8 protein-coding genes and 1 tRNA gene are annotated in these 11,694 nt (G+C 69.5%); 6 read left to right on the top strand and 3 right to left on the bottom strand.

Features of this window, described 5'->3' with window-relative positions; translation table 11 throughout:
• Nucleotides 1-976, bottom strand: a 976-nt coding sequence (locus AB1824_11610; protein MEW5765611.1) for a threonine--tRNA ligase, incomplete at its 3' end; no start/stop codon positions are given.
• A 33-nt stretch (nucleotides 977-1,009) separates the two neighbouring features.
• Nucleotides 1,010-1,085 (bottom strand) — tRNA-Val (locus AB1824_11605).
• Between the two features lie 121 nt (nucleotides 1,086-1,206).
• On the opposite strand from AB1824_11605, the gene AB1824_11600 reads away from it, so the two are divergent.
• The 6 genes from AB1824_11600 (at nucleotide 1,207) to AB1824_11575 (ending at nucleotide 8,394) form a co-directional block, all read left to right on the top strand.
• Entirely contained in the window at nucleotides 1,207-2,286 is a 1,080-nt protein-coding gene (locus AB1824_11600; protein ID MEW5765610.1) for a thiamine biosynthesis protein, read from the top strand.
• A 22-nt stretch (nucleotides 2,287-2,308) separates the two neighbouring features.
• Nucleotides 2,309-3,013, top strand: coding sequence for a site-2 protease family protein (locus AB1824_11595; GenBank protein MEW5765609.1), 705 nt, complete (start codon nucleotides 2,309-2,311; stop codon nucleotides 3,011-3,013).
• Nucleotides 3,014-3,074: 61 nt separating this feature from the next.
• Nucleotides 3,075-3,836: a lysophospholipid acyltransferase family protein gene (locus AB1824_11590; GenBank protein MEW5765608.1), complete on the top strand. Its 762-nt coding sequence runs from the start codon at nucleotides 3,075-3,077 to the stop codon at nucleotides 3,834-3,836.
• Nucleotides 3,833-4,984 carry a nickel pincer cofactor biosynthesis protein LarC gene (larC, locus tag AB1824_11585; GenBank protein MEW5765607.1) on the top strand — a complete coding sequence of 384 codons (1,152 nt, stop codon included), beginning with the start codon at nucleotides 3,833-3,835 and terminating at the stop codon, nucleotides 4,982-4,984. Before AB1824_11590 ends, larC begins: the two co-directional genes overlap by 4 nt.
• Nucleotides 4,972-5,979, top strand: a complete 1,008-nt coding sequence (gene truD / locus AB1824_11580; GenBank protein ID MEW5765606.1) for a tRNA pseudouridine(13) synthase TruD — start codon at nucleotides 4,972-4,974, stop codon at nucleotides 5,977-5,979. Before larC ends, truD begins: the two co-directional genes overlap by 13 nt.
• Before the next feature lie 147 nt (nucleotides 5,980-6,126).
• Nucleotides 6,127-8,394: an aconitate hydratase gene (locus AB1824_11575; GenBank protein ID MEW5765605.1), complete on the top strand. Its 2,268-nt coding sequence runs from the start codon at nucleotides 6,127-6,129 to the stop codon at nucleotides 8,392-8,394.
• Nucleotides 8,395-8,489: 95 nt separating this feature from the next.
• Here AB1824_11575 and AB1824_11570 read toward each other — a convergent pair whose 3' ends face one another.
• Nucleotides 8,490-11,276, bottom strand: coding sequence for an FAD-linked oxidase C-terminal domain-containing protein (locus AB1824_11570; GenBank protein MEW5765604.1), 2,787 nt, complete (start codon nucleotides 11,274-11,276; stop codon nucleotides 8,490-8,492).
• Between the last annotated feature and the right edge of the window lie 418 nt (nucleotides 11,277-11,694).

The following is an 11,694-nucleotide window of genomic DNA, read 5'->3' as shown; positions in this document are numbered from 1 at the left end:
CCATGGAGGGGTACATGTTCTCCTTGTAGAAATCCAGGTGGCCGCTGGTCTGCCAGAGGGCGGCCCGGCCCACGTGGGGGGAGAACACGAACTCGTAGCCGTTCTTGAGGTGCTCGTCGCGCCAGAAATCCTCGATGGTCTTACGGACGAAGGCCCCCTTGGGATGCCAGAGGATCAGACCGCCGCCCACCTCGTCGGCCACCGAGAAGAGGTCCAGCTCCTTGCCGAGCTTCCGGTGGTCGCGCTCCTTGGCCTCCTCGAGGCGCTTCAGGTGCTCCTCGAGGTCCTTCTTGGTGAGGAAGGCCGTGGCGTAGATGCGCTGGAGCATCTTGTTGTGCTCGTCGCCGCGCCAGTATGCGCCGGCCACGGAGAGGAGCTTGAAGGTGTCCGGCTTGATGCGCCCCGTGGAGGGCAGGTGGGGGCCCCGGCAGAAGTCGTTGAAAGCGCCCTGGCGGTAGATGGAAACGGGCTCGTTCTGCCCCTTCTCGAAGGCCAGCTCCACCTTGTAGGGCTCGGCCTCGGCCTGAAAAAGGTCCCGGGCCCGCTCCCAGGGGAGTTCTTCGCGCCGGATGGGGACGTCCCGGGCCGCGATCTCCCGCATGCGGGCTTCGATGGACTCCAGATCTTCCGGCGTGAAGGCCTTCTCCCGATCGAAGTCGTAGTAGAAGCCGTCCTCGATGACCGGCCCGATGGCGATCTTGGCCTCCGGAAACAGCTCCTTCACGGCGTTGGCCATGAGGTGGGCGCAGGTGTGCCGGTAGATTTCGAGGGCGTCGGGCGCGCGGTCCGTGAGGAGTTCGAGGCGGCAGTCCGCGGACAGGGGCCAGTAGACATCCATGAGGCGCCCGTCGCATCTCGCCGCGAGGGAGGCGGAGGCCAGGCGCGGCGAGATGGAGGCCGCCACGTCCAGGGGGGTGGCGCCGGCCTCAAACGACTTCCGGGTTCCGTCGGGCAGGGTGACCTGAATCTGGGCCACGGTTCCCTCGGCCCATCGGGCCAACAAAAAGAATGGTAGGCGCGAGCGGGATCGAACCGCTGACCTCTACCGTGTCAAGGTAGCGCTCTTCCATCTGAGCTACGCGCCTGCACGGGCCTTGAAGTCTAGCATCCGGGCCCCTCCTTGTCAACCGCGGCGGGGGCTGCCATGAAGCGGGGGAAGCCTGTGTTAAGGTAGATTCGCCGGTGGCCGCCGGCCCGGAGGTGCGAGTGAGCGACGCCGCGGCAAAACCCGGAACACGCCGCAAATCCAAGGCCGTGGTCCTCCTTTCGGGCGGCCTGGATTCGACCCTCGCGGCGCGCCTCCTCCAGGAGCAGGGGGTGGAGATCATCGGCGTCCACTTCTCCACGGGGTTCTGCGTTGCCGACCACAAGCGGGCCACCGCCCCCGCCGACGCGGACCCGAAGAAACTCCGAAACGAGGCCCTGCGCGCGGGAGCGGACCTCCAGGCCCCCGTTCGCCTCGTGGACATCTCCAGGGAGTACCTCGACATCGTCTTCAATCCGAAGCACGGCTACGGGGCCAACTTGAACCCCTGCATCGACTGCCGGGCCTTCATGCTGAAGAAGGCGCGGGAGATCATGGAGGAGGAGGGCGCCAACTTCGTGGCCACGGGGGAAGTCCTGGGACAGCGCCCCATGAGCCAGCGGAAGGTGCCCATGCGGGTCATCGAGCGGGAGTCGGGTCTGGAGGGGCGGCTCCTGAGGCCCCTCTCGGCGCGCCTTCTTCCCCCCACGGAGCCGGAACAGGCAGGGCTGGTAGACCGGAGCCGCCTGCTCTCCCTCCAGGGCCGGACCCGTCGGCCCCAGATGGACCTCATCGCCGAGAAGGGCATCACCGACTATCCCTTGCCGGCCGGAGGCTGCTGCTTCCTCACCGACGCCAACTACGCCCGGCGCTTCCGAGACAAGATGGCCCACCGCACGGGGCGGCCCATGAACCAGGAAGACGTGACGCTCCTGAAGGCGGGCCGGCATTTCCGGATCACCCCCGCCCTGAAGCTCATCATCGGCCGGGACGAGAGGGAGAACGGATTCCTGGAGCGTTTCGCGGACGGGAGCCGCGTCCGGCTCGAAGTGGAGGTCATCCCCGGTCCCGTGGGTTTGACGGACGAATCGCTTCCGGGCGAGGAGGAGGAGCGCCTTTGCGCCTCCATCGTGGCCCGTTACTCCGATGGGAGGAACCTCCCTTCCGTCACGGTCCGGGCGGAAGGCGGCGGGCGTCCGCCCCGGACCTGGGAAACGACCCCCCTCAAGGACGAGGCCGTCCTGGGCCCCATGAGGCTTTGACCCGAGACGAGGTGCGCGACCGATGGGTGGAATCGACTTCACGCCGCTGGGCATCCTGACGCTGGTCTTCAACGTTCTCCTGATCCTCTTCTCGCTGTCGGTCCACGAGAGCGCCCACGCCTGGATGGCGGACCGCCTCGGCGACCCCACGGGTCGCATGCTCGGACGGATCACCCTCAATCCGATCCCCCACATCGACCCCATCGGCACGCTGGTCATGCCCGCCGTGCTGTCCCTCATCGGGGCGCCCGTTTTCGGATGGGCCAAGCCCGTTCCCGTCATCAGCCGCCACTTCAAGCGGGTCCGCCGCGACGAGGCGCTCGTGGGCGCGGCGGGCCCCCTGAGCAACCTGGCGGTGGCCGTGGGAACGACGGGGATTCTGGGAGGCCTCCTCCTCGCGCAGGGCCCCGCCGCCTTCTGGACCGGCTTCGAGTCCGAGTTCTCCCCCGCGTGGTGGCTCCTGCGGCTGGCCCTCGTCAACGTCGTTCTGGCGGGATTCAACCTGATCCCCATCCCGCCCCTGGACGGCTCCTGGGTCCTCTCGGCCCTCCTTCCGCCTTCCCTCCTGCCTCTCTACGAGCGGCTGCGGGCCGTCGGCCCCATCCTCCTGCTGGTCCTGTTCTTCACCCCCCTGTTGGGATGGATCATACGGCCCATCTACGTCCTCCTTTACGTGGGGGTCATCCACCTCCCCCTCCAGCTCCTCTCCTCGCTGCTGGGGGGGTGACGGCGCCCGCACGTTGGCCCAGGGCCCCTGGGTGGGCTAGAATCCCCGGCGGGGAGGATCCATGAGCGAAGCCGCCGCAACGGTCGCGCCCGCCCGGACCCATCCGGTCTGGCGCTGCTTGATGATCCACGCCGTGGTCTGGGGCCTCACGCTGATCCTGGGGATCCTCGCCACCCTGCTCTGCCCGTTCACGCGCGGGGAGATCGTCCTCTGGCTGGGGAGGTTCTGGTCCTGGGCCATCCTCAAGTCCGCCGGGGTGACCCTCCGGGTGGAGGGCCTGGAGCGCTTCGAGCGGGGAAGGCCTTACGTCCTCGTCCCCAACCACGCGAGCAATTTCGACATCTACGCCATGATCCTGGCCCTCAAGGGCCGGTACTACCGCTTCATCGCCAAGAAGGAAGTCCTCTACCTCCCCGTCTTCGGCTGGGCCCTCTGGGCCGGAGGCTTCCCCTTCGTGGACCGGCGGAACAACGCCAAGGCGCGGCGCACGCTGGCCAAGCTGGCCGAGAGGATGCGGCGCACCGGGCTCAGCCTCATCTCCTTCCCCGAGGGGACGCGGAACAAGACCGACGAGATCCTCCTCCCCTTCAAGAAGGGACCCTTCGTGCTGGCTCTGGACCTCCAGGCCCCCATCCTGCCCGTGTCCATCCGGGGCGCCCGGAAGGTGCAATCCAGGCACGGCTTCTGGTTCAGCCCGGGGGAGATCACGGTCGTCTTCCACGAGCCCATCCCCACGGAGGGACTGGGCTACGAGATGCGCGACTCCCTGCGGGACCGCACCCGCGAAGTGATCCTCGAGTCCCTGTCCGGGGCGGCCTCATGATCCTCTACCTGGACCCCTTCATGGGGATCGCTGGCGACATGACGGTGGGGGCCCTCGTGGACGCCGGCGCCGACCGGGGCGCCGTCCAGGCGGCCCTTTCCTCGCTCCAGATCGAGGGCCTTTCCTTTTCCTTCGAAACCGTGACGCGGCAGGGCCTGCGGGCCACCCTCGCCTCCCCCCGGCTCCCCCGGGCGGAAACCCACCGCCGCCTCCCGGACATTCTGGCCCTCCTCGCCCGCGCGGAACTCCCACAGCGAGTTCGGGAGACCGCCTCCGCCGTCTTTCGGCGGCTCGCGGAGGCGGAAGCCGCCGTCCACGGATGCCCCGTGGACAAGGTCCACTTCCACGAGGTGGGGGCCCTCGACGCCATAGCGGACGTGGTGGGGGCCTGCGCGGCATGGCATGCGCTGGGGGCTCCGGAGGTGGAGTGCGGCCCGTTGAACCTCGGCTCGGGCTTCACCCGGATGGAGCACGGGACCTTCCCCGTTCCCCCTCCAGCCGTGGCGGAGCTGGTTCGAGGCGTCCCCGTCTTCTCCGCGGGACCGCCCATGGAGCGCACGACTCCGACGGGGGCGGCCCTCGCCGTGACCCTCGCGAGCCGTTTCGGCCCCCTCCCCGAGGGGAACGTGCGCGCGGTCGGGTACGGCGCGGGGACGCGGGACCCCGAAGGGGCGCCCAACGTCCTGAGGGTCTTCTGCCTGTCCCGGGGGCCGGCCGACAACCGGGTGGCTTTGATCGAGACCCAGATCGACGACATGACCCCTGAACTGCTGGGAGGGGCCCTGGAGGAACTGAGGGCCGGAGGAGCCCTCGACGTCTTCACCACGCCCATCCAGGCGAAGAAGCACCGGCCCGCCTGGCTCGTCTCGGTGGTCTCCCCGCTCCCGGAGGCGGAGCGCCTGGCGGACCTCCTCCTCGAACACACCACCACCACGGGCGTCCGGATCTCCGAATGGCGGCGAAGGGAACTTCCAAGGGAGCTGCGAACCCTGGACACGCCCTACGGCCCCCTGCGGGTGAAGGCCCTGACCCTCCCCTCCGGAAAGGTGCGCCTCCACCCCGAGTGGGAGGACGTGAAGGCCCTCGCCGCGAAGGAGGGCGTCCCCGCGCGGGAGATCGCGGAGGCGCTTTCCCGATGGCTGGATTGAGGTTCGTCCAGTCCCCCGGGACTTTCACGGTGGAGGAGGTCCCGCTCTTCCCGCCTTGCGGCCGGGGCTACCACGCCTACCTGACGGTCCGGCGGGCGGGCTGTTCCACCCCCTTCCTGCTCGGGGAACTCCGCAGACGCCTCCGCCTGGCTGAGGAGGACCTGGGCTGCGCCGGAATGAAGGACCGCGACGCCGTGGCGGTCCAGACCTTTTCGATCCCCTCCCGCCTCCAGAAACAGGCCGAACTCGCCTTCGGCGAACTGGGGTGCGAGGTCCTCTCCTCCGCCCTGCACACCCACAAGCTGCGGACGGGGAAGCTGGCGGGGAACCGCTTCACCGTGCGGGTGGAGGGCGACGGCCCGAGCGACGCGGAGGCATTGGAGGCCGGCCTGCGTCGCCTCGAGGCGGAGGGGATGCCCAACGCCTTCGGACCCCAGCGGTTCGCGGACCGTTCGGGGTTGGAGGAGGGACGGAAGATCTTTCTCGGCCATCGGCCTTCGGGGCCCTTCCGTCGGGCCCGATTCCTGGTGTCGGCCTACCAGGCCCTCCTCTTCAACGACTGGCTGGAGGCGCGGCGCTCCGCCGGACGATTCCCCTGGCCGGTGGCGGGAGACGTCATGAAGCGCCACGATTCGGGGGGCGAGTTTCCCGCGGAGGAGGTGGACGAGACGCTCCTCGACCGGGTTCGGCGCCTCGAAATCTCACCCTCCGGCCCCCTCTTCGGGGGGAAGATGGCCCGCGCCTCGGGGGAGGCCCTCCAGTTCGAGGAGGACATCCTCGCCCGCCACGGCCTTGGCTGGAGGGACGTTTCCTCCGCCCGGGCCCCGGGCGCCCGGCGCCCCATGCGCGTACCCGTGGGAGAAATAGGGTTGGAGCGCGCCGGACGGGGGGCCGTCCTCACGTTCACCCTGCCGCCGGGCTCCTACGCCTCCGTCCTTCTCGCCGAGGCGGGGATCGAGGTCGTCCCCCCGCCGCGGCGGAACGAAACGGATTAGGGCGCGTTGGGCCTTCCGCCCGATGGTGGCGCCTCCTGGGCCCCATTTCCGGCCATTCGACCGCCCTCCTGCGGCCCCTTTTCCCCCTCCCCTTTCGCCGCACCCCCATCGGGTCTACACTGAAGTCCCCTGCACCCGGAGGACCCCATGCCGGCCATCGAAACGACGCCCGAATTCGTCTCCCGAGCCTACGACCGGATTTCCGCCAACGTGGAGGCCGCCCGGCGGCGCCTGGGCCGCCCGCTCTCCCTGGCGGAGAAGATCCTCTTCGGCCATCTGGACAACGTGGAGAAGGCCGAACTGGAACCGGGCAAGAGCTACCTGTACCTCCGGCCCGACCGCGTGGCCATGCAAGATGCCACGGCGCAGATGGCCATCCTCCAGTTCATGCAGTCGGGGCGCGGTTCCGTGGCCGTGCCCACGACCGTCCACTGCGACCACCTCATTCTCGCCCAAAAGGGAGCGGGGCCCGACATGGCCGCCGCCCTCGAGTCCAACCGCGAGGTGTACGAGTTCCTGGCCTCGGCCTGCCGGAAGTACGGCATCGGGTTCTGGAAGCCCGGCGCGGGAATCATCCATCAGGTCGTCCTCGAGAACTACGCCTTTCCAGGGGGCATGATGATCGGGACCGACTCCCACACGCCCAACGCGGGCGGGCTGGGCATGTTCGCTTCGGGAGTGGGGGGGGCCGACGCCGTGGACGTCATGGCGGGCCTTCCCTGGGAGGTCCTCTACCCGAAGCGCATCGGCGTTCGCCTCACGGGCGCGCCGTCCGGGTGGACCAGCCCCAAGGACGTCATCGTCCGCCTCCTTGGGATCCTCACCGTCAAAGGGGGCACCAACGCCGTCATCGAGTACTTCGGGCCCGGGTGCTCGGCCCTGTCCTGCACGGGAAAAGGAACCATCGCCAACATGGGCGCCGAACTGGGCGCCACGACCAGCATCTTCCCCTACGACGAGCGGATGGACGCCTACCTTCGGGGCACGGGGCGGGCCCCACTGGCGGACCTGGCCCGCAGACACCCGGAGCTGCTGGGACCCGATTCGGAGGTGGAGGAGAAGCCCGCCGCCCACTTCGACCGCCTCGTGGAGATCGACCTTTCCACCCTCGAGCCGCAGGTGGCGGGGCCCCACACCCCCGATCTGTGCCGGTCGGTGGGCGAACTGAAGGCCGCGATTGCCCGGGAGGGCTATCCGGCGGCCCTTCGCGCCGCCCTCATCGGCTCCTGCACCAACTCCTCTTACGAGGACATGGGCCGCGCCGCCGAGGTGGCGAGGCAGGCCTCGAGGGCGGGCCTGAAGGCGGCGGTCCCCCTCCTGGTGACCCCGGGCAGCGAGCAGATCCGGGCGACCATCGAGCGGGACGGCCAGATGGGCAATCTGGCCTCCATCGGCGCCTCCGTCCTGGCCAACGCTTGCGGCCCGTGCATCGGACAGTGGAAGAGAGACGACGTGAAGCCGGGGGAGGCCAATTCCATCGTCTCGTCCTTCAACCGGAACTTTCCGAGGCGGAACGATGGAAACGCCTCCACCCTGTCTTTCCTGACGAGCCCGGAACTCGTGGTGGCTTACGCCGTGGCGGGCCGCCTGGATTTCGACCCCCGCACCGATTCCCTCCCGACGCCCAAGGGGGAGTTCTTCCGGTTCGCCCCTCCGGCGCCCGCTCCGGATCTTCCGCCCGAGGGATTCCTCCGCGACGAGGCGGGATACGCGCCCCCCGCCGAGGACGGCTCCTCCGTAACCGTGGCCGTCGCGCCCGATTCGGAACGTCTTCAGGTCCTCTCCCCCTTCCCCGCCTGGGACGGAAAGGACTTCGTTGAACTCCCCGTCCTCCTGAAGGCGAAGGGGAAGTGCACCACCGACCACATCTCCCCCGCCGGGCCCTGGCTCCGCTTCCGGGGCCACCTGGACAAGATCAGCGACAACCTCTTCAACGGCGCCGTCAACGCCTTTTCCGAAAAGCCTGGGACGGGCGTGAATCAGATTTCAGGCGAGAAGGAGGTCCCCCTCTCCCAGCTGGCCCGAAGCTACAAGGCATCCGGGAGGAGGTGGGTGGCCGTGGGAGACGAGAACTACGGGGAAGGCTCCAGCCGCGAGCACGCCGCCATGTCGCCGAGGCACCTGGGGGCCGCCGCGGTCATCGCGCGCTCCTTCGCGCGCATTCACGAGAGCAACCTCAAGAAGCAGGGCCTCCTGCCCCTGACCTTTGCCGACCCGAAGGATTACGACAAGGTGGAGGCCACCGACCGGATCAGCCTGCTGGGGCTCGCTTCCCTGGCCCCCGGCCAGCCCGTTCGCGCCATCCTGCACCACGGGGACGGGACCGGGGAGGAGATCCGCCTGAACCACAGCCTCAACGCCGAGCAGATCGCCTGGTTCCGCGCCGGGAGCGCCCTCAACGCGGTGAGGAAGTAAGGAAATAAGGATGGACACCGGGGAACACCCCGGTACCGCCCCCCTTTTCGCCGGATTCCCCCGGGGGTCCGCGCCGCATCCCGGGACGGGCCTTCTCAGAGAAGGGCCCGGGCCAGCACCTCGAGCGGGTGGAGGACCGGGATGCCTTCGAGGTGCGCCTGGTCCTGGACGCGGCACGAGCCGCAGGGGGTGACGACGGCGTCGGGGACGGCGGCCCGGATCCGGGCGAAGAGCGGTGCGGCCACGGCCTCCGCGAGGGCGGCATGGCGCGCCTCGGCGCCGTGAGACCCCGCCAGGCCGCAACACTCTTCCGTCACATCGAGCAGGGTGAGCCCGGGGATGGAACGGAGGAGCGCGACCTCGTCCCCGCTGGTGCCCAGGACGGCGGCGTGGCAGGGCGTCTGGTACACGACCCGGAGGGGGACCGGCCGCAGGGCCTCGGGGCGATCCCGCATGCGGGCGGCGAGATACGTGAACAGGCCCGTGCAAGCCGCCGACAGCCTCTCGGCCTCCGGGGACGGGAAGTACCTCGCGTGCTCCCTGGACAGGGCGAGGAGGCACGAGGGCGCCGAGGCCACGAGGGCGTACCCCTTCTCCACCCACGGGAGGAAGTTCCTGCGGATGAAGGCCGCGTCCTGGGCCGCCGCGTCGGGCAGGCCCCGGGCGAACTTGCTGACCCCGCAGCAGGCCTGGGCGGGGATCACCACGTCCACCCCCAGGGCGTTCAGGACGCGCACGGCCAGCGCCGCCTCCCCGTCGGGGTTGTAGGTGTTGCCGTAGCACCCGTAGAAGTAGGCCGCCCGGCCGTTACCGTTCGAGGATGCGTCGAAGCGGTGGAGCCTGCCCGGGTCGAACGCGACCCGGGGCGCCAGGGGTGGCGCCTTGAGGTCCGTCCTCAAGCCCAGGAGGGCCCCGCCCAGCAGGCGCGGCGCGCGTCCCTCGGCCAGGCGGACCACGCCCGGGACGGCCGTGTACCCGAGGGACGGGAGGCGGGCCAGGAGAGCGCCGCGGACCCGCGCAGGCGCCGGCGTGAAGGCTTCACGGAAGGCCGCGGCGAGAGGCGCGACGTCCACACCCGTGGGACAGTGAAGGGCGCACTGGGAGCACCCCAGACAGGATTCGAAGATCTCCCGGACTTCCGCGCGGCGGGCCTCCCGGGGATCCAGCTCCCCGGAGAGCAAGGCCTGGAGAAGGTGGGCCCGGCCCCGGCTCGACGCCAGTTCGAAGTCCGTGGCTCCCGCCGTGGGGCAGAAATCCCGGCACGTTCCGCATCCATGGCAGCGTTCGGCCTCCACCGCCCAGGCCTCCTCCGAGAGGCGGCCCTTGAGGGTCGTGCGCGCGTAGGCCGGGTGGAAGCGGGTTCCCGCTTCCATGGGTTCGGCCTCCGCGGGGGCGATGATCCCGGGATTGAGGACCTCCTCGGGATCGAGGGCCAGTTTGATCCGGCGGAAGAGGTCCGTGAGCGGGCCGTAAATCAGGGGCAGGAAGGGGGTCCTCAGTCGCCCGTCCCCGTGCTCTCCGGAGAGCGTGCCGCCCAGGGAGGCCAGGAGTTGGGCCACATCCCTCGCGATCCGGGGCATTTCCCGGAAGTGGGCGGGGTCCGTCAGATCCATGAAGGGGTTCACGTGGAAGTTCCCGTCGCCCGCGTGGCCGAAGATGACGACCTGGATGCCGCGCGCTGCCAGGATTTCCTGCACGCCCTTCAGGTAGGCCGGGATGGCCTGCGTGGGGACGGCCCCGTCCTCGATGAACCGGAGGGACTTGTGCCGCCCTCGGCCCTTGTTCAACAAGGGGCTGGCGGCCTTTCGAAAGGCCCATATTCTCGCCCGCTCGTCGGGGGTTGAGGCCTGCCTCTCCCCGATGGCCCCGGCCTCCCGGGCGGCGGCCAACGCCGCCTCCATGGATGCGGAGGCCTCCTCTGCGCTTTCCCCGTCGGTCTCGACCAGGAGGAGGCACCGGGCGGAATCGGCCACGGGGAGCGGGAAGGAGCCGAATCCCAGGCGGATGATCTCCAGGAACGTCTCGTCGAGAATCTCAAGGGCCGACGGCCCCCCGGGGAGGATGCCCAGGACAGCCTGGCCCGCCGACGCCACATCGGGGAACTCCAGAAGGACCAGGCGCTGGTGCCTTGGGAGATTCGAGAGTCCGAGGCGGGCCTCCAGAACGATCCCCAAGGTTCCCTCGGATCCGACGAAGAGCGGGACCAGGTCGACGCCTGCCTCCGGGCCGAGGCAGTCCCGGAGGTTGTAGCCCGAGGTGTTCGTCCGGCTCCGGGGCCACCGGCGGAAAATGTCGGCCCGGTTTTCCTCGATGAGGGCGGCGGCTTTCCGGAGCGAGGGGTGGCCATACTCCTCCGGGGCGCGGAAGCCTCTGGAGAGGACCACCCGTTCCCCGTCCGCGAGCAGAAGCGTCAGGGCCCGGGTGTGCGCGAGGGTCGTTCCGTATTTCACCGACCGGGCGCCCTTCGAGTTGTTGGCGAGCATGCCCCCGAGGGTGCAGAAGTCCTGGCTGGACGGATCGGGGGCGAAGCGGAGGCCCTTCGGGCCCAGCCGTCGGTTGAGGTCGGCCAGGACGACGCCGGGCTGGACGACCGCCTCCCGCCGGTCCTCGTCCACGGAAACCACCGAGGCCATCCACCGGGAAACGTCCGCGACGATGCCGGTCCCCACGGATTGGCCCGCCAAACCCGAGCCTCCCCCCCTGAGGGTCAGGGACGCGCCCGACTCCCTCGCCCGGCGAAGGCCCCACAACAGGTCGGCCTCCCCCTTCGGATACAGGACCCCGGAGGGCCGGCGCGTGTAGATGCAAGCGGCTCTGGAATATACGGCCCGATGGGCGCTGTCCGCATGGAAGGCCCCTTCGGGGGGCGAGGGAACTTTCACGGCCTTCTCCGGTCTCATACCAACGCGGGGGCTCCGGGGATGTTCCGGGGCCCCCCGCCGACCACCGTAGCACAGGAGGGGCGAACGGCCATGCGCGCCCAAACTCCCCAACGCCCGGCTTCTTGGGGGATTTGCCCCAAGCCTCCCGGATCATCCCTACCCCTTGCCAAACGACCTCGAATATGGTTTATTGGCGCGTCTGGGCACGCCGCTTGGGGCGGCCCGGTCTGGTTGGGTGGCTTTCGGCGATTCGGACCCTCGCGGATACTCCTGAGTGCCTTCCCCGTCTGCCGTCACGTCCGGATTATCGTGAAAGCGAAGGTGGAGAACATGGCGCAACTCCCGTCACGGGGAAACCTCCTGGAGGCCAAGACGATGCGTTTGGGCCAATGGAAAGGTCGAAGTTGGGGGAGCAGGG

Source organism: Acidobacteriota bacterium, from assembly GCA_040752915.1.
GTDB lineage: Bacteria > Acidobacteriota > UBA4820 > UBA4820 > DSQY01 > JBFLVU01.
Note: the sequence above shows the minus strand (reverse complement) of the source record. Positions and strands in the feature narration are given on the sequence as shown.

Excerpts from the sequence above, each read along its gene's own strand:
- AB1824_11575 (MEW5765605.1), top strand. The coding sequence starts at position 6,127 with ATGCCGGCCATCGAAACGACGCCCGAATTCGTCTCCCGAGCCTACGAC.
- AB1824_11595 (MEW5765609.1), top strand. The coding sequence starts at position 2,309 with ATGGGTGGAATCGACTTCACGCCGCTGGGCATCCTGACGCTGGTCTTC.
- larC (MEW5765607.1), top strand. The coding sequence starts at position 3,833 with ATGATCCTCTACCTGGACCCCTTCATGGGGATCGCTGGCGACATGACG.
- truD (MEW5765606.1), top strand. The coding sequence starts at position 4,972 with ATGGCTGGATTGAGGTTCGTCCAGTCCCCCGGGACTTTCACGGTGGAG.
- AB1824_11590 (MEW5765608.1), top strand. The coding sequence starts at position 3,075 with ATGAGCGAAGCCGCCGCAACGGTCGCGCCCGCCCGGACCCATCCGGTC.